At 34.8% G+C, this 19,248-nt stretch carries 16 protein-coding genes; 7 read left to right on the forward strand and 9 right to left on the reverse strand.

All coding sequences use genetic code 11. From position 1 onward, the window contains the following. Window positions 1–26: 26 nt before the first annotated feature. Window positions 27–893: a sigma-70 family RNA polymerase sigma factor gene (locus BLQ00_RS08450; protein WP_093143090.1), complete on the reverse strand. Its 867-nt coding sequence runs from the start codon at window positions 891–893 to the stop codon at window positions 27–29. A gap of 342 nt (window positions 894–1,235) precedes the next feature. Between BLQ00_RS08450 and BLQ00_RS08460 the strand changes: the two genes are divergently transcribed. The 3 genes from BLQ00_RS08460 to BLQ00_RS08470 all read left to right on the forward strand — a co-directional run bounded on the left by BLQ00_RS08460 (window position 1,236) and on the right by BLQ00_RS08470 (window position 6,100). After that, window positions 1,236–3,548: a M14 family metallopeptidase gene (locus tag BLQ00_RS08460; protein ID WP_139149377.1), complete on the forward strand. Its 2,313-nt coding sequence runs from the start codon at window positions 1,236–1,238 to the stop codon at window positions 3,546–3,548. Window positions 3,549–3,600: 52 nt separating this feature from the next. After that, window positions 3,601–4,266: a hypothetical protein gene (locus BLQ00_RS08465; protein WP_093143097.1), complete on the forward strand. Its 666-nt coding sequence runs from the start codon at window positions 3,601–3,603 to the stop codon at window positions 4,264–4,266. A gap of 64 nt (window positions 4,267–4,330) precedes the next feature. Further along, window positions 4,331–6,100 (forward strand): ABC transporter ATP-binding protein, encoded by a 1,770-nt coding sequence (locus tag BLQ00_RS08470; RefSeq protein ID WP_093143100.1) that lies wholly within the window; start codon window positions 4,331–4,333, stop codon window positions 6,098–6,100. On the opposite strand, the gene BLQ00_RS08475 is transcribed toward BLQ00_RS08470, so the two are convergent. The 3 genes from BLQ00_RS08475 to BLQ00_RS08485 are packed head-to-tail and all read right to left on the reverse strand — an operon-like array spanning window position 6,097 to window position 9,554. Then, on the reverse strand, window positions 6,097–7,425 hold the full coding sequence (locus BLQ00_RS08475; protein ID WP_093143102.1) for a DivIVA domain-containing protein: 1,329 nt from the start codon (window positions 7,423–7,425) through the stop codon (window positions 6,097–6,099). The genes BLQ00_RS08470 and BLQ00_RS08475 overlap by 4 nt on opposite strands. Before the next feature lie 18 nt (window positions 7,426–7,443). Next, window positions 7,444–8,160, reverse strand: coding sequence for a response regulator transcription factor (locus tag BLQ00_RS08480; RefSeq protein WP_093143105.1), 717 nt, complete (start codon window positions 8,158–8,160; stop codon window positions 7,444–7,446). Further along, the gene (locus BLQ00_RS08485; protein ID WP_093143106.1) at window positions 8,160–9,554 is read right to left on the reverse strand and encodes a sensor histidine kinase; all 1,395 of its coding nucleotides are present in this window, start codon (window positions 9,552–9,554) and stop codon (window positions 8,160–8,162) included. Before BLQ00_RS08485 ends, BLQ00_RS08480 begins: the two co-directional genes overlap by 1 nt. 242 nt (window positions 9,555–9,796) lie before the next feature. Here BLQ00_RS08485 and BLQ00_RS08490 point away from each other — a divergent pair, with 242 nt between their 5' ends. After that, a complete protein-coding gene (locus BLQ00_RS08490) occupies window positions 9,797–12,220 on the forward strand; it encodes a DUF5916 domain-containing protein (RefSeq protein WP_139149378.1) in 2,424 nt (807 codons plus the stop codon). Here the strand turns inward: BLQ00_RS08490 and BLQ00_RS08495 are convergent, their stop codons facing one another. Beyond that, window positions 12,221–12,811, reverse strand: a complete 591-nt coding sequence (locus tag BLQ00_RS08495; protein WP_093143111.1) for a pseudouridine synthase — start codon at window positions 12,809–12,811, stop codon at window positions 12,221–12,223. It abuts the gene before it with no gap. 139 nt (window positions 12,812–12,950) lie between these two features. Here BLQ00_RS08495 and BLQ00_RS08500 point away from each other — a divergent pair, with 139 nt between their 5' ends. Both BLQ00_RS08500 and BLQ00_RS08505 read left to right on the forward strand, forming a co-directional pair. Then, entirely contained in the window at window positions 12,951–13,400 is a 450-nt protein-coding gene (locus tag BLQ00_RS08500) for a cold-shock protein (RefSeq protein WP_093143114.1), read from the forward strand. Window positions 13,401–13,415: 15 nt separating this feature from the next. Continuing rightward, window positions 13,416–14,534, forward strand: coding sequence for a DEAD/DEAH box helicase (locus BLQ00_RS08505; RefSeq protein WP_093143115.1), 1,119 nt, complete (start codon window positions 13,416–13,418; stop codon window positions 14,532–14,534). A 107-nt stretch (window positions 14,535–14,641) separates the two neighbouring features. Here the strand turns inward: BLQ00_RS08505 and BLQ00_RS17850 are convergent, their stop codons facing one another. From BLQ00_RS17850 to BLQ00_RS08520, 4 genes are all read right to left on the reverse strand, one after another. Next, complete coding sequence (locus BLQ00_RS17850) at window positions 14,642–14,776, reverse strand: hypothetical protein (RefSeq protein WP_262891365.1); 135 nt, start codon at window positions 14,774–14,776, stop codon at window positions 14,642–14,644. Between the two features lie 639 nt (window positions 14,777–15,415). Beyond that, entirely contained in the window at window positions 15,416–16,072 is a 657-nt protein-coding gene (locus BLQ00_RS08510; protein ID WP_093143118.1) for a hypothetical protein, read from the reverse strand. A gap of 12 nt (window positions 16,073–16,084) precedes the next feature. Further along, window positions 16,085–16,711: a hypothetical protein gene (locus tag BLQ00_RS08515; RefSeq protein ID WP_093143120.1), complete on the reverse strand. Its 627-nt coding sequence runs from the start codon at window positions 16,709–16,711 to the stop codon at window positions 16,085–16,087. 12 nt (window positions 16,712–16,723) lie between these two features. Then, window positions 16,724–17,314 carry a hypothetical protein gene (locus tag BLQ00_RS08520; RefSeq protein WP_139149379.1) on the reverse strand — a complete coding sequence of 197 codons (591 nt, stop codon included), beginning with the start codon at window positions 17,312–17,314 and terminating at the stop codon, window positions 16,724–16,726. A gap of 358 nt (window positions 17,315–17,672) precedes the next feature. Here BLQ00_RS08520 and BLQ00_RS08525 point away from each other — a divergent pair, with 358 nt between their 5' ends. Next, complete coding sequence (locus BLQ00_RS08525) at window positions 17,673–19,232, forward strand: DEAD/DEAH box helicase (protein ID WP_093143124.1); 1,560 nt, start codon at window positions 17,673–17,675, stop codon at window positions 19,230–19,232. Window positions 19,233–19,248: the final 16 nt, after the last annotated feature.

Consider the following 19,248-nt stretch of genomic DNA (forward strand, 5'->3'; position numbering starts at 1 on the left):
GTTAGAAGAAGTTAAAAACGTAAGAATTATCCTAAATATTTTTTAAGGATATGACTTTTGGACTGTTGACGTAATCTACGAATCGCTTTTTCTCTAATTTGACGAACACGCTCACGACTTAAATCGAAGGTATCACCAATTTCTTGAAGAGACATTGCAGGTTGTCCGCTTAATCCGAAACTAAGGCGAACTACATCGGCTTCTCTTGGCGAAAGTGTGTCTAGAGCACGACCAATTTCAATACGTAACGAATCTTGCAATAACCCTTTATCAGGATTAGGAGATTCGCCAGATGTCATAATATCATATAGGTTATTATCATTTTCTCCTTCTTGAAAAGGAGCATCCATTGATAAACTTCTGCTAGAGTTAGTTAAGGCTTGCTTTACATTGCTCACAGACATATCTACTTCTACAGCGATTTCGGCAGCAGAAGGAACACGTTCGTGTACTTGCTCTAAATGAATGGCAGCTTTTCTAATTTTATTGATATCACCAATTTTATTTAGAGGTAAACGCACCACACGTGATTGTTCAGAGATTGCTTGCAGAATTGATTGTCTAATCCACCAAACTGCATAAGAGATAAATTTGAAACCTCTAGTTTCGTCAAATCGCTGTGCAGCTTTTACAAGACCTACGTTCCCTTCATTAATTAAATCTGAAAGTGTTAAACCTTGATTTTGATATTGTTTTGCTACAGAAATTACAAATCGTAAATTTGAACGAGTAAGTTTGTCTAATGCTTGCTGATCCCCTTCACGAATTCGTTGTGCTAATTCAACCTCCTCTTCTGCGGTAATTAGTTCAATCTTACTAACATCCTGCAAATAACTATTTAAAGATTTTGTTTCTCTGTTAGTAACCTGCTTTGTAATCTTGAGTTGTCTCATATATTTTTTATTGTTTTAAAATAACATGGCATAGTAATACTTACAATTAACAAATCCAAATTCTTAACACTATTTGTTAACGTTTTTCTGAAAAAAACTGTATTTTTCTATACTAGTTGACAAAATTAATCCAAATGAATGTAAAAATGACAGTTCTGAGTTTTTTATTATTCACCTTTATGAAGGCGAATAGTCAAATTCCTAAAGATGTACCTCACCCTAATACAAATTCACCTGTAGATTTTAGTAAACCTGAAGATATAGTCTTATTTATTGCTCTTCCATTACTAATTATTGTACTTTTTTTTGTTTGGAGAAAAAAACGAAGAAAAAAATAAAGACATGAATATAGAAATTCCATTAAAAGCTGCAATGTTGCTTATATGTGTGTTGTTTTCTTTTAATGGAAATTCACAACAAATAACGTATAGTAAAGTTGCTGTACAAATAGAAAATCCTTCACAAATTCAGCAATTGATTTCTTTGGGGTTTAATATAGATCATTATGAAGGAGATGTAGAAAATGGAATTTCCTTTTTTGTGACTCCTTCCGAATTAGAAAAACTAGCGACTTCTAATTTTTCTTTTGAGATTACCATTCCAGATTATAATAGGTACTATAAACAATTACAGCTTTTCGATGTAGAAAGTTCCCATAATGTTGTAAAATCACCAACTACTGCCAATGGATTCGATTATGGGACTATGGGTGGATTTTATACCTACGATGAAATTGAAGACAAATTGGACGAGATGCGACAAGATTATCCAAATCTTATCACCGAAAAAGCTAGTATTGGTCTAAGTCATGAAGGTCGCGAAATTTGGATGGTTAAAATTTCTGACAATCCCGACCTAAACGAAGAAGAACCAGCAGCTTATTTTGATAGTTTACATCATGCTCGTGAGCCATTGTCGATGGCAACCAATATAAATTATATGTTTTGGCTTTTGGAAAATTATGCCACCAATCCTCAAGTTCAATACCTTGTTAATAATCGGGAACTTTATTTTGTACCAGTTGTTAATCCAGATGGGTATGTGTATAATGAAGAAACAAACCCCAATGGGGGTGGATTGTGGCGTAAAAATCGAAGTGTAAATAGCGGAGGGTGCTTTGGAGTAGATCTTAACAGGAACTACGGATTTGAATTTGCTCACGATGGTTCCTGCGCTAGTAACGATGAATGTTCAGATATTTATCACGGGACGGGTCCTTTTTCTGAACCTGAAACTATAGCGGTTCGCGATTTTATTACTGCCATACAACCAAAAACAGGATTTTCTCTTCATTCAACAGCAGGAAAGTATTTAATGCCTTATGGATATGACACATCACCACCAGATTTTGAAATTTATTCTGAATGGGCTTCGTCGTTTTTAAATGAAAATGATTATTTATATGGAGTAACATATCAAATGTTGGGGTATACCTCCTGCGGAACTACACGCGATTATTTCCATTCGGAAGGAATTTATGGATGGACACCAGAAATTGACGGTAGTGGTTTTTGGCCAGCGCAAAGTGAAATATTCGATTTAGTAGGCGAAAATGTTCGTCCCATGTTTTATCAGTCTTGGATTGCTGGCGCATATTTGGATGTTCAATCGCACACTCAAATTGGAGACGCTTTGCCAGGAACCTCGTTCGAACTCGTTGTAGAAATTAAAAATGTCGGCGTCAATGAAAATGCTTTAAATTCTGAAGTGATACTAGCTTCAACTTCTTCTGGTATTACAGTTTCACCCCCTTTAAGTTATGGGACTGTTCCTGCGCGATCTCGAGCAAATAATTTAATGACTCCTTTTACCATTACTGTAGCTCCTGCTTTTTCAGAAAGCTCATTTGATTTATCCATTAATACATTACAAAATGGTGTAGTGAATGAAACGTCAGAAATTACTATTTATATAGGCGAAAAAGAGGTGTTATTTTTTGATGATTCTGAAAGTGGTGCGGCTAATTGGACAGCTTCGGGTAATGGTATTCAATGGGGAATTGTAAATGACGATTCGTATAGCGGGGTAAGTTGTTTTGGTGATTCAAACGGAGGTAATGGTTTAAATAATACGCAAAATTATTTTGAACTAAATGAAGTATTCGATTTAACAACAACGTCGTTCCCAATAGTGTCTTTTCTATCGAAACATTCGTTAGGACTAGGAGATTTGGTGCGTTTTCAAGTTTCTGTCGATAGCGGTATTACCTGGGATATTGTCGAAGTTTATTCGTTAAATGATCTTTGGAATCAGAAAATGATAAATCTTTCAGCGTATAAAAACAATAGTGATGTTAGGGTTCGATTTTACCTTACAAACAATAATAACTCTCCAGGGGATGGCTTCTATTTTGATGATTTTGAAGTAGCAGATTATGAATCAAATATTCTAAACATAAATACTTCGGAAAATCTTTCCGAAGTGATAATAACCCCAAATCCGTTTCAAGATAGTTTTGTTATTCAAGGAGTAGCTTTTGAATATAATACTGCGGAAATGTATACAATAAATGGTAGAAAATTAGATCTTGACTATGATAAGGAAGGAATCAGAATGATTTTTAAGAATCTTGACAGATTAACTTCAGGCATCTATTTTTTAAAGATTCAAAACGAATCGGGGAGCCAAATTGTCAAAAAAATGCTAAAAATTTGAAATAATAATTTTTGGTTTGATTATTGACTATATTTCAATAGTTATTAAAAATATGAAAACCAAATTTTATTTAAGTTGCGCACTCTTCGGATTGATGTTCACTACTGCTTCGGCACAATTTGATAATCCTACAAATACTTCTGTTCAATTTGAAGATAAAGAAGCGAATGTTTCAGCTCCAACGGGTTTAGAAATTCCTGCTGCGAAAATTCCAAACCTTTCTCAGAATACGGATCATAAATACAATCCTAATAATACAAAATCTATTGGCGTTGAGAAACCCGATGATTTCTCTATGAATCAAGAGGATGGCTTATTGGAAAATAAATCGGCCAAAGGACCTAAGGCTTTCGTGAAAGACAAGGAAATTAAAGAAGAATACGGAAGAGACCAACAATTAGGGGACTTTAAAACGAAAGCAGTTTTTGTAAATGTGGTATATCGTGACCATCAGTTTGTGGATGGAGATCGAATACGTGTTTATGTAAACGACGATGTGGTACAAAGTGATATTTTATTAGACAGTAGTTTTCGAGGTTTCGATCTTCATTTGGAACAAGGAATTAATAAAATAGATTTTCAAGCGTTAAATCAAGGCGATTCGGGTCCTAACACTGCCGAGCTGCATGTGTATGATGACAACGGCATATTAGTTTCTGCTTACGAGTGGAACCTTCTTACAGGGAATAAAGCCACAGTATTAGTTATTAAGGAGTAACTAATACTTTCAAAAAAAACGAACGATACGCTTTTACTAGCGACCAATTCTTTAAAAACCAATAATGCGTCACCTTGCAAGCCCAACATCAAAAGATAGTAAAAAGCCTAAAGTAAGTTTAGGAAAAGCATTTAAAACCATTATTTGGCCCAAACGAAAGTTAGTTTTTATCGGACTTATACTAATTGTTTTAAGTAGGTTGGCTAGTTTGGTACTGCCATGGAAAAGTAAGGCGTTGCTAGATGATGTGATTCCAAATAAAGACTTTGATCAGTTGTACAGCTTGCTAACCATTGTCGGAATTGCCATATTAGTACAAGCTATTACCTCGTTTTTATTAACTAGAATTTTGAGCGTTCAAGCGCAGTATTTAATTTCAGAATTAAGAGCGCAAGTACAACGAAAAATATTGTCGTTGCCAATTAGTTTTTTCGACAATACTAAATCTGGTGCGCTGGTTTCACGAATTATGAGTGACGTGGAAGGAGTTCGTAATTTAATTGGTACTGGATTGGTGCAATTGGTAGGAGGGACTATCACGGCTGTTATTTCATTAGTGTTGCTTATAAAGATTAGTCTTCCAATGACGTTGTTTGTGCTCGTTCCTGTTTCTATCTTCGGAATTGTTGCCTTAAAAGCATTCAAATATATTCGTCCTATTTTTAGAGCACGTGGTAAAATTAATGCAGAAGTGACGGGACGCTTAACTGAAACTTTGGCAGGTGTGAGAGTGATTAAAGGTTTTAATGCGGAAGAACAAGAAAACAAAGCGTTTGAAGCAGGTGTAGATCAATTGTTTCAGAATGTAAAAAAGAGTTTAACAGCTACTGCAGCTATGACCAGTTCAGCTACGTTTTTATTAGGACTCGCATCTACTGGAATTATGGGAATTGGTGGGTACTATATTATGGAAGGCACCTTAACAACAGGTGATTTTATTTCGTTTACGTTATTATTAGGATTTATGATTGCTCCCATTGTACAAATGAGCAATATTGGAAGTCAGTTAACTGAAGCCCTTGCCGGTTTGGATAGAACCGAAGAGTTAATGAATATGGAACCTGAAGAAGATGCTGAAAAAAGAACCATTCAATTAAATAATATGAAAGGAGCCCTTGTTTTTAACGATGTCTCTTTTGCATATGAAGAAAACAAAGAAGTACTTCACAATATCTCTTTTACAGCGCCCTCAGGATCTGTAACTGCTTTGGTAGGAAGTTCCGGTTCTGGAAAATCTACGATTGCGGGATTGGCAGCGACCTTTTTAAATCCGATATCGGGTGAAATCACCATTGATGGCAACGACATTACGAAAGTGAATTTAAGCAGCTTCAGACAGCATTTAGGTGTTGTATTACAAGACGAATTCCTATTTGAAGGTACCATTCGGGAAAACATTTTATTCCCGAGGCCAAATGCTTCCGAAGCACAACTTCAAAATGCTGTGAAAGCAGGGTATGTAAACGAATTTACCGATCGTTTTGAAAATGGATTAGAAACTGTAATTGGCGAAAGAGGGGTTAAATTATCTGGCGGACAACGACAACGAATTGCTATTGCGAGAGCTATATTGGCAGATCCTAAAATTATTATTTTAGATGAAGCTACCTCTAATTTAGATACTGAAAGTGAAGCGTTAATACAAAAGAGTTTGACCTCTTTAGTGAAAGACAGAACAACCATTGTAATTGCCCACCGACTAAGTACGATTAAAAAAGCCGATCAAATATTAGTGGTGGAAGCGGGCGAAATTGTAGAACGTGGCACCCACGAATCTCTAATAGAGAAAGAAGGCAGATACTACGAATTATATACGTACCAAGCTAAAATTTAATTCGGGAATACCCAAGTCCCAATATGTGATTTTGGTCCAAGACTATATCCAATTTTATAGCCACCATTCCCCATAAATTCAATAATTTTTCCAGGAGCGGCGATAATGTTGTGCTTCAAGAAGAGGGCGTTGTATTTCGAAACCTTTTCTGGAGTTAACGACGCGCCATTTTTAATCATGGTATATCCATTAAGTTCAATAGACACTTTATCGTTTACAGAACGAATGAATCCAACTGTTTTAAGCTCGTTTACAAGTTCGTCTAAACGTATGGGTTCGTTAATAATTACGATATGGTTTTGGGATTTATCAAACGAAAAATAGTTGTTTTTGGCAATTCCATATTTTAAAAATAAAGCACTGTACTTTCGTTCATTTGTTTCTTTCAATTTTTCACCGTTTATATACATTCCAGAAGCGTCTCTAGTAAGATGTACAGTAGCTTCAGAAGTAATTAATTTATCTGAAAGGAGGGAAGTAATCAATTCTTTTTGAACCGTTGGCCAAACCCAAGTTTCTTTGGAAGAAGAACGTACTTCAAGGCGCGTTCTATCTTCGTTTAATAGATTTTTGATGTTACTGCTTACGCCGCCTCTATGACGTGCTTCTTCCGTTAATTGCGCCGCTTCCGAAGTGAGTTTTTTAGCCTCTTGCGTAAAACGTTCTGCGTCTTTTTCGTACACAGAAGTGTGTGATCTATTTAATCGGTCAGCTTCCCGTTGTAGGCGTTCTTCTTCGCGTTTCATTCGGTCAGCTTCGCGTTGCATTCTATCTGCTTCCCGTTTTAACCTGTCAGCTTCCCGTTGTAATTTTTCCGCTTCAATATTTGCTTCACTTTTACCTGTAATAATGGTTTTTGCTGATTTTCCAAGATTCACAATTTTTTCAACCAAACTAGGCGAGGCGCTGTTTTTATCAACTTCCATCGTCAGCTTTCCTTTTCGCAATTCAATTTCATAAACATCTTCATTTCCAGAAGTTAAGCTCCACTTTAATTTTCCATTGGAAGTTGTTAAATTATTGGTTCCCATTTCTTTTATGATGAGTTCTTTCAGCTCTTGGTCTTTTGCGCCAGAATATCGTGCTCTAAAACTGTATGAATGATTCGTGTTACTAACCGACACCGATACATTCTGATTTTGATCTTCTACACCATCTGTAGAAACAGAAGTGTTGTACGAGGTAGACGTCGTTGTTTTACTAGTGTCTGAATGTTGCGATACTTGAACATTTGGTGTTTTAGGTGTTTGTGGCGTTTGTGCGGTTGCTGCGATACTGCATATGTAAATACTAATGCTTAGTACTGCTATTACTATAGTTTTCATAATTTAATTTTTAAGTTGTTAGGTACCCGAAATTTTAAAAGTAAGTCCAACATTACGGGTACTTTCAATTGTAATTGCTGGATCTTGATTGAAATATTTTCGCAACTTGCTTAAAAAGACATCCATGCTTCTACCTGAAAAGAAATCGTCATTTCCCCAAATGTGTAGTAGTAAATCCTCTCTTTTTATAAGCTCATTTTTGTTGCTGAATAAATACTTAATAAGCTGCGCCTCTTTATCAGTAATACGCTGTATGGTTCCATTATAGTGTAATTGATGGTTGATGGGGTCAAATAAATAAGTGCCAATGTGGTAACTCGTTTCTTTTTTAACAGTATGTGTTGTTTTTTGTACTCTTTTTAAAATATTCTGAAGGCGAAGTACTAAAATATCTGCTTCAAAGGGTTTCACGATATAATCGTCAGCACCAAGTTTTAAGCCTTGAATCTTATCTTCTTTCATCTTTTTAGCAGTTAAAAACACAAAAGGAATTTCAGGATTAATTTCAAGTACTTTTTCGGCGAGGGTAAATCCGTCCATTTTGGGCATCATCACATCAAAAACGCAAATATCAAACCGTTGTGTAGCACTTTCCGAAGCCTTTTTAAATAAGGTATACGCTTCTTTTCCATCCAAAGCCCAAGTAACTTCAAAACTGTGAATCTCTAAGTATTGCTTTAAAATACTTCCGAAGTCAAAATCGTCTTCTGCTAATAAAACATGTGTGATTTCCATTAGGTTACAGGTATTTTGATGGTGAATGTAGTTCCTTTATGTGGTTCGCTTTCTACTAAAATAGTGCCATAATGGGCTGTAATTATCTGTTTTGTATAGTATAAACCTAGCCCTAGTCCCTTTACCTTGTGTAGATTGCCTTCGCTAACCCGGTAAAATTTATCGAAGATACTGTCAAGTTCGTGCGACGGAATTCCAATACCATTGTCACTAATTTGTACAGTATACATTCCATTTTTCATGAATGTTTTCATCGTAATGGATGGATTTTCAGAGCCGTATTTCACTGCATTTTCTAGAATATTAAACAAGGCTGTAGTAAAATGAAATTTGTCTATTCGAAGCATCACTTCCGAATTATTTAAATCCAATTCTAGTGAAATATCGGTACGTTGCGTCGATAATTTAAAGTCTTCAATTAATTCTGAAAAATACACTGCATCAGTCACCGACTGCTTTGAGAGTACAATATCTTCACTGCTTAAACTGTTGGTGAGCACTTGATCTATGAGTTGTTGTAGTCGGTTGTTTTGTCGTTCTACGATGTTTAATGTAGTATCAAATTTAGAAGCATCATTGCGAATGGCTTCATTTTTTAAACTTTTTGTAGCAATGCTCAACGTAGCGAGCGGTGTTTTTAATTCGTGGGTAATATTATTGATGAAATCGGTTTTAATTTCTGCTGTTTTTTTCTGTGTGATTAGGTTTTTTATTGAATAATACAGCAAGCCAATTACAAATAGAAAGAGGAGTATTGAAGTAATTAAAAGGGATGCCAATCGTTTCAGCACAATTCTTTTCCAGTCTTTAATTAAAATGAGCTGTTTCGTATTTACTTCAAGACTATAGCTAGTAGTTTTAACTTCGTCAGCAACAGTGCCTATAAATTCATTTTCCGAGAACCAATTAGACTTATTAATGGTTATAGCTTCTTTATTGTCAAAATCTTCACCAAAGAGACGGGTTTCTTTCCCTTTTGAATTTGTCAATATAGTATCTCTTTTGGACCCTTTTAAAATGATAATGGAGGTGATAACCGTTTTATAATTTACATCATACCCGAAATCTAATTTCTTTAATTCTTCTTGATATTGCTTTTTGTAAGCTACATTATTACTGTCCGCTTTGTTTTGAAGTCGTTCAATAACTTCATTTTTTGAAATTCTATGATTCTGATAATCTGCCAAATGATTCTTCAAATCTTCTCCCCAATCATCAAACAAATCGTCAAGTGCCTTTTTGGTATGAATATTCGACATTGCATTGTCTGTTTCAGAAATAAAAGCAGCCTTCTTTAATTGGTACGAATTATATATTAAGTACGTCTGTATGGACGATAACGCTAAAAGCGCTAAAACAGAGGTAAGTATTAGTATGGTTATTTTGTTTTTCATTTTGGTTGGTTCTGCATATCAAAAATATAGATAATGCATAGTCTGCAAGGTGTTTTTTCTATCATTAACCCCCGTTTAACGTTAAAACCGTTGAAAACCGTTGTCTTTATTGAATTTTGACACGTATGTTAATCCGTTCTGTTTTTCTTCGGAAAAATGATTAACGTGTCTTTAACCTCGTGCTTAACCTGAATATGGTCAAGTGGGAAGCACCTTTGTTTACTGAAACAAAACCCACCACTATGATCACTTTACAAAAACACATACTTACTTATTTTACACTCTTTCTTCTGTCTCTTTTTTCTGAAGTGATGGCGCAAAAGACCTTAGTGATTGAACCTATTTCTGAAGCAATAACAATTGATGGAACTTTATCTGAAGCTTTCTGGAAAACACACCTTCAAGAAGGGAATTTTATTCAATCGGCACCTAATAACGGTGAGCCAGCTACTCGAAGCACTCAAGTTGCTATTGGATACGATCATAATTATCTATACGTCGCAGCGGTGTTATTTGTGGCGAATAAAGAAGAAATAAATCACCAACTTACTGCGCGTGATGATAATGGAAATTCCGATTTTTTTGGAATACAATTAGATCCATTTGGAGAGGCGAGAGAAGGGTACGATTTTACTGTAACCGCAGCAGGAGTACAATTAGACGAAAAATTGAGCGCTACAGACGGCTACCGTAACTTTAATGTGGTTTGGCAAAGTGATGTGCAATTGTATGACGATAAATGGATTGTGGAGTTCAAAATTCCGTTTAATAGCATTCGCTTTCCGAAGGAAGACATGACTAATTTCAAAATTAATTTTCAACGTGTAGCTTCTAAACTTAACGAAGAGTCGTTCTGGAATCCTATAAAACCTGAAATTGACGGATTTCTAAACCAATTTGGAAATTTAAAAGGACTTCGGAAAGTAACACCACCATTAAATATTTCGTTGTATCCTTTTGTATCTGGAGTTAGTGAGAAGAGTGCTTCAGGAGAAACGAAAACAAGTTTGAATGGCGGATTAGACTTAAAATACGTGCTTAATAATGCGTATACATTGGATGTTTCGCTTATTCCCGATTTTAGTCAGGCTCCTTCAGACGATCAAATTTTGAACCTTTCTCCATTTGAAATTCAGTACGATGAAAACCGACAGTTTTTTGTAGAAGGCACCGAAATTTTTGACAAAGGAGGCTATTTGTACACCCGTAGAATTGGCGGAACTCCTATTAATTCGCGTTTTACTACTTCGGAAAATGAAGAAATAGTAAGCAATCCTGTCTCTTCAAATATTATAAACTTATTGAAAGTTACAGGGAAATCGAGTAACGGACTCTCCATCGGGCTCCTAAACGGGGTGACCGATAAAAGTGAAGCTGAAGTTTTAAATACGGAAACAGGAACTATTCGAACGGTTGAAACAAATCCTCTTACCAATTACACATCTTTAGTATTGGATCAGAGCTTAAAAAACAACGCTTCTATTACCTTGGTAAATAATTCGGTATTGCGAAATGGACGTGCTTACGACGCGAACCTAACGGCACTTCAATACCAATGGTATAACGCGAAGCGGTCTTTTAGTCTTCGTGCTAAAAAAGGAATATCACAGCAGTATTTTTCCGAAGAAAAAAATAAAATAGGACATGAATATTTTTTATACGCAGGAAAAATTAGTGGAAAATGGACGAGTGGAATTTCAGGAAAGTTATATGACAAAACCTACAATCCGAACGATTTTGGGTATTTGTCAAGAAACAATCAATTGACGCTAACGTGGGATCTTCGTTATTCTGAAAACAATGCTAAAAAAACGTTTTCTAGATATCAATATTTCTTTTTACATCAGCAGCGCTATTATTACAGTTTGTTTAAAAATGAATTGACTTATTACAAGTTAGGAGGGAATGCTACAACTAAGAAAAGCAATCACGCCATCTTTGCCGAATGGACGTATATTCAGAAAGGAAGAAATTTTTATGAAGCGCGCGTAGAAGATCGATATTATAACATTCCGGCACAAACGGAAGCCTTTTTTGAATATCAAACCAATAGTAATAAAAATCTCTCTTTTGCGGGGTATGTTGTGTTGGTAAATTATATGGATACGTCAATTTTTGATCGCGAGTTCATTGCTGGCTACGGAATACGCGCACGGATAGGACAACATTTAAACGCTTATTTTTCACAATCGTATGAGCATAAACCTTCAAATGCGGGCTTTTTAACTTTTGAAGATGACACCATTATTTTTGGACAACGAAGCATTCAAGAATGGGACAATAGTTTGACGCTAAATTTTGCGTTAAACGCCAAGATGAATGTAAGTGCAAGACTGCGACACTATTGGATTCAAGTGGAAAATAAAAAACACTATGAGTTATTAGATTCGGGAGATTTAGTAGTAAGTAACACGAGCATTAATGTGAGCGATTTTGACGATAATTACAACAATGTAACCTTCGATTTTTTGGCGAAATGGCAATTTGCACCGGCAAGTGAATTAAGTTTTGGTTGTAAATTAGGAGCAACGCTTTTTAATACGGATGTACGCTCGTCATATTTTGATAATTTGAAAAATAGTATTGCAGAAAATAGCAATCAGACCCTATCCTTAAAAATGACGTATTTTCTAGATGCAACTACCCTACGATCTATTCAATTTTAACTAATGCTGAAAGGGGAGAAGTGAGCGAACTTCAACTGCTTCTCCAGGAACTAAAGAGTCTAATTGAATTTCGCCAACGCGAACACGAACCAAACGCAGTGTAGGGAAACCCACGGCAGAAGTCATTTTTCGTACTTGTCGAAATTTCCCTTCCTTCAGCGTGATCGAAACCCAAGAAGTGGGGCCGTGACGTTCATCACGTATTTTTTGAGTTCGTGCTTTGAAGTTAGGCGATTCAATTTTACGAGCTTCCCCTGGTTTTGTAATGTATTTTTTGCCGTGTAATCCTATTTCAACGCCATTTTGTAGCAATGTAATGGCTTCCGAAGTAATAATTCCATCAACTTGCGCGTAGTATTCTTTTTCAATTTTTTTACTGTTAATCGTAGCGCTAAGCTTCCCGTTCGTAGTAAGAAGGAGTAAGCCCTCACTTTTTTCGTCCAAACGACCAATCGACATGGTTTCTACGGGGAAATCGTATAATTCGCCAAGAAACTTTTTTTTATGACTTTTTACATCATTGCTAATAAACTGACTAATATAGCCGTAGGGTTTATGTAAAATAAAATGTCTGTGGTTGTTTGCTTCCATATTGATTATGAAACTGTTATTTTTTGGTAATTAAAACAACAAAATTACACGAATATGGTTAGCGATAAAGTAAAATGTTAAAAACTCAACTAAAATATACGTATCTTTGCACTCTAAATAATTAAAAACAAAAAAATTAATGGCAGGATCACAAGAGACCTACGGTAAAAAAGAACGCGAAAAAAAACGTTTAAAGAAACAAGAGGATAAGAAGAAAAAAGCAGCAGAACGCAAAGCTAACTCAAAAGGCGGCGGACTGGAAAATATGCTTGTATATGTTGATGAATTTGGACGTTTTACAGATACTCCTCCAGACCCTTCACAAAAAGTGAAAGTGGATGCAGAAAGTATTGAAATTGGTGTTCCTAAAAGAGAAGCCGAAGAGGAAGTTGATCCAGTACACCAAGGAAGAGTAGATTTTTACGATAGCTCTAAAGGGTTCGGTTTTATTATCGATAAGGTTGATCAAGAACGCTATTTCGTCCACGTGAGTGGAACCACAGAAGACATTACCGAAGGTAACACAGTTAGTTTTGAACTTGAAAAAGGTCAAAAAGGATTGAACGCGGTACGTGTTAAAAAAATCTAGTACAACAAACCCTATATGTCCACATTTTCAACTTTGGGAGTCCGTAAGGACTTTGTAAAATCTTTGAATGAAATTGGTATTAAAGAGCCAACACAAATTCAAGAAATTGCCATCCCAATACTATTAAACTCTGCAACAGATTTAATTGGATTAGCGCAAACCGGAACAGGAAAAACAGCTGCTTTCGGTCTTCCGCTATTGCAAAAAATTGACGCGTCAAATCCTGAGATTCAGGCGTTAATTTTGGCTCCAACAAGAGAATTAGTACAGCAAATTCAAAAACAACTGTTCAAATTCACCAAATACTGTGATACTAAAATTTTTAGTGAAGGTGTGTATGGTGGAGAAAAAATTGACAAGCAAATTGCCGCGTTAAAACGTACCACTCATATTGTGGTTGCTACGCCTGGTCGTTTGTTAGACTTGATTGAACGTAAGGATATCAATATTAAAAACATTTCAACATTAGTGCTCGATGAAGCAGACGAAATGTTGAGCATGGGATTTAAAGAAGATATCAATCGTATTTTAAAATTTACAAGCGGAACTCGAAATACTTGGCTTTTTTCGGCAACCATGCCAGAAGAGATTAAAAAGTTAATCAAAACCTACATGGCAGTCGATGCTCCAAGGGTAGAGGTGAACAAAGAGTCGCTAGTAAATGCAAATATTACGCATCAATACATCACAACTACCATTAAAGACAAGGTTAATTTACTTGAGAAATTATTAGATAGTAGAGCGAAAGATCGCGGAATTATTTTCTGTAGAACCAAAGCGGGAACACAGAATTTAGCTACAGCCCTAAAAGACAAAGGTTTTTCAGTAGAAGCTTTGGAAGGTGATATGCAGCAAAAAGAACGCGACAAAGTTATGCGCGCTTTTAAAAATGGAAGTCTACAGGTTTTAATTTCTACAGATGTTTCGGCACGTGGTATAGATGTCAATAATTTGGCATTCGTAATACACCATCAATTGCCAGATCAAATAGATTATTACACGCACAGAAGTGGAAGAACGGCTCGTGCTGGTAAAACAGGAGTTTCGTTAGCATTTATTATTCCTGGTGAAATTCAGAAAATACATGAACTTCGGAAAGTTTTAGGAATTCAATTTAAAGAAGTTTTCATCTAAGTATTTCTCTCCGGAAGGATTATTTGCTGAGAAGAATATAAATTAAAAAAGCTGAAAGTTAGTCAAATAACTTTCAGCTTTTCTTTTTGATTGATGAAGGGGAGGTGTTAAGACGCATACTGTTTTGTTGTGTAAGCCCAAGGATCGTGGCGGTTATAAATTTGTTCGGCTACATAAAGTAATTCGTCCCGTTTCTGTTGCACTATTTTTTTAGTCTTCTGAAGATTTTTATACGTTTTCATAGCAGTTTGTTTGATTTTGATTGATGTTTTTTACAATACGTTATCTAAAACGTCTTTTCTGATTCCAAGTATATGATTTACTGGTAGCGGTTCTTTCTGTTAACTGATTGGTGTGTAAGGTTCTCATAGTATGTTGTTTTTTGATTGATGAATTGATTTTGATGAATTTTATAAAAATACTTTTGTGCTTAATTTCTATAACGTCTTTTCAGATTCCAAGAATACGCTTTGCTTGTTGTACTTCTTTCTGTAAGTTGATTTGTGTGTAAGGTTCTCATGATATATTCTTTTTTGATTGATACATTGATTTTGATGAATTCTATATATACACTTTCGTGTTTAGTTTCTATAACGTCTTTTCATATTCCAAGCATATGCTTTACTTGTTGTACTTCTTTCTGTTAATTGATTACTGTTTAATGTTCTCATCGTGTTTTTTGTTTTGTGGTTATATCTAATAGACGAGAGTTACTTCTTAATGTTACAGTACTATGTAAAACATAGTAGTAATTTAACAAAGTATTAACAAATAGAGTTGGAGCTACGTATCTTTCCGAAGAAAAAAGAAAAGGGCATCAAACTTAATTGATACCCTTGACTCAACTTAACATAAACTTAGTTATTAACAAACTAAAAACTTTAAAACCCACTAGGCAATGGGGCTACACCAGTTTCTGAATTACCCATATCTACAGTAATACCAGATTGTTCTTTAGTAATGAATCCGTTGCGATATATAATTACATTTAAGTATAAATCGATAGGAGAATCTACATAAGCTGATCCATTATTAGACCTAAAAGTTCCATTATTAATGAAACCTCTTAGAAACCAAGTGTTGGTTGTGGTATTTTTATAGGCATAAATCTGATGCCCTTCAATGTTATTGTTTCTAATATTACTATGCGACATAATATCTGTGTTGCCGGTAATAGCTTCCACAAAATAAAATCCTTGTACGGTTACAATATATTCACTTGTAGCAATTTTTGTATCGTAATCTTGAAGTCCGTTTGTAGAAAGATCTTTAAAAACATATTCAGCATAATTAGTTGGTCCATATTTGCTAACCAACAAGTTGTATTTTAAAACTTCGTCTGTAGTAGATTTAATTAATAATTTTGAATCGCGAATTTGTGTGTACTCTCCTGGATTTTCTAAAAATAAACTTAAGTCAGTTTTTACATTTCCAACGACGTCTAGGGTTGCCGATGGTGATGATGTATTAATACCTACTTGTGCGTAAACAGTTAAATTAACTACAAAAAAGAGTATGTATAAGGTAGTATTTTTCATGATAGAGTAGGTTTAATTTAGGACAGGAACAGATGTTGCAGTTCCGGTATTAGAACCATTTAAGTCTGTTGTAATAGGAGTTAGGTTTCTAAAATACGATTTGTCGTAAACAATTAATGTGATATAGTATTCAACAGTATCGGAATTTCTTAGGTCTAAATCTCGATTTCTAATTTCGATATGCCAAGTTCCGTTACTTTCAAAAACACGCACTACAGAGTTTCCAATTAGTTTGCGATCATCAATTGTTGTTTTTCTTATAGCATCTCCTACATATCGATAGTTAGAAATGGCAACGACATATTTAGAAGTATCATATTGTAAGTCAAGATCTGTTATATTGTCTCTTTTAATGTTTGTAAAATGATAATCTATGGTATTAACAGGAGCTACAGACAAATTATCAGTATCTAGAACGGTTATTTCACCTACAGGAGTTGAATTGGTTGTTCTAGTTAATAATTTAAAATTTTCTTCAGTAGGAGAAACCGTATTTAAACCATTTTGTTGAAAGGTAGATTGAACTAGTAAATCTCCAGCCACATGTAATTCAGCTTGTGGATTCGTTGTTCCGATACCAACTTGCGCTGTTCCTATAGAAAATATTGTTAGGAAAAAGAGTAGTGTAATTTTTTTCATTCTGAGTAGGTCTTAATCAATAATTGGGATAACTGCACTTCCAGTAGTGCCGCCAAGCATAGGAATAGTAATAGTTCCAAAGCGCTTTGATAAATCTTTTGAGAAAATTAAAGTGTTTATTGTCCAAGTTCCAATTTCACTTTCATTATAATTAGAAGCAACAGGGAAATCTGCAATGATGTGCCAAGTTCCGTTTTCAATAAACGTTGAAGTATACGGTAAAGTTCCATTATTTTTAGCATTGTTAATGCTATTTGAAATAACTAATTCTTTATCATAATTCGCAGAAGTCGTTATTAAAACATAATCTGTAGCATCAACTCCAGTGTCAAAATTTAATATCCAGTCCCCTTGAGGGTTCGTAATTATATATTGTTGTATGTATCCTAATGCAGATCCAGTAGGATTACTTACATCCATTGCTTTAATAGTGTTGTCTGTATCCTGAATTAAAAAAGTAGAAGATTCTGAGTCTTTTAGTGGTTTAACAGTACCAATCTCAATACTACCATTTACGTGCATATTTCCACCTACTTCTAATGTTTTACGTGGGTGAGTGGTGTTAATTCCAGTTTGCGAAAATAACGCGTAATTTGCACACATAAAGAGTGTTATAAGGCAAAAAAGGATATTTTTTTTATAGGTAAACATAAACAATAACATTTGGGACTACAAAGTTAGTTATATTTATAGGTTAGAATGTTAATGTGAGTTTCTTAGAGGTGTTTTTAAACGTTTTTAATATGCATTACAACGAATAAATTTATATTTTAATTCAAACACGTAGGAACACGTAGGTTTTTTTATTCAGAATAATCCTACTTTATTAAAGTTTTGCGGTTCATTTATTTTCCATAATAAAAGCGAAATACTTTTTTTTTTGAAAGTTGGTTAATTTTTACAACAAATATGTTTCAAAAGCTCTTAATAGAACCTATCTTTGCACGTCTAAAAAAATTGAATGTCACAGAAAATTTCAGAAACATCTGTCGAGGATAAGAAAAGCGGGAAAGATTTATATAGTTACCAAAAAGGAGCCATTGATAAGATTTTTAAAAGTTTTGATGATTCTCCAGAGGATTATCATCTACTTTATCAATTGCCGACTGGAGGAGGGAAAACAGTAATTTTTTCTGAAATTGTTCGACAGTATTTAAAAAATCATAAAAAGAAAGTACTTGTACTTACGCACCGTATTGAGCTTTGTAAGCAAACATCTTCAATGCTTACCGAATTTGGGGTTCATAATAAAGTGATTAATAGTTCTGCAAATTTAGACGATCAAGCAGACTATAGCTGTTTTGTGGCTATGGTAGAGACACTTAACAATAGATTACAAGAAGATCGTTTGGATATTTCGGATGTCGGCCTTGTTATTATTGATGAGGCACATTACAATTCATTTACAAAACTCTTTAAGTTTTTTGAGAAATCATTCATTCTTGGTGTTACCGCAACACCTTTGAGTTCTAACATAAAACTTCCAATGAATGAGAACTATAATGAGCTTATAGTTGGAGAGTCTATTGAATCGTTAATTGAAAATGAATTCTTGGCCAGAGCAAATGTGTATTCTTATAATGTAGGGTTAACCACATTAGAAGTGGGAGCTAATGGTGATTACACGGTAAAATCATCAGACGACTTATACATGGGAGCCGACATGTTAAGTAGGTTGTTACAAGCTTATAGAGAGCGTTCTAAAGGGAAAAAGACTTTAATTTTCAACAATGGTATCAATACTTCTTTATATGTATATGATGCCTTTAGACATGCTGGATTGCCTATTATGCATTTGGACAATACAGCTACAAAAAAACAACGTAAACAGATTCTTACTTGGTTTAGAAATACACCCGACGCAATTTTAACGTCAGTAAGTATTTTAACAACGGGTTTTGATGAGCCTTCAGTAGAATCGATTATATTAAATAGAGCAACCAAGTCATTAACATTATACTACCAAATGATTGGGCGTGGTTCTCGTATTCTGAAAAATAAGAGTTCTTTTGATGTGATTGACCTCGGAAACAATTTTCATCGTTTTGGACCTTGGGGAGCAGATTTAGATTGGCAACGTATTTTTAAATATCCATTGTCTTATTTAGATAATTTGATGGATGATGATGAAATTGAAAGTTTCTTCAAATATGAAATGCCAGACGAGCTTCGTGCCGAATTCGGAAAATCTAAAGAAGTTTATTTTGATGTTAAAAAAGCATACGTAGATTCTGTTCGAAGTGGAGAGTCTTCAAAAGTAATTTTAGAGCGCTCTATCGAACAACATGCATATATCTGTATCGAAAACAGTGAAGATGTATATGATGCTTTAGGTTTGGCTAAAATGCTTGGAGACGATATTGATTTCAGAATAGAGCGTTATTCCAAATGTATTAGTAAGAGTACCCACAATTTCTTAACGTGGTTAAAAGATGACTACCGTTTAAAACTGCGTTCATATCTAAGAGAAAACTTTGATCGCGTATTTGAAGAAATCCACGGTCATCCACCCGAAGAATAAATATTAAATTTAGTCT

Origin of the sequence: Ulvibacter litoralis, assembly GCF_900102055.1 — a bacterium.
In the GTDB taxonomy this organism is placed as follows: domain Bacteria; phylum Bacteroidota; class Bacteroidia; order Flavobacteriales; family Flavobacteriaceae; genus Ulvibacter; species Ulvibacter litoralis.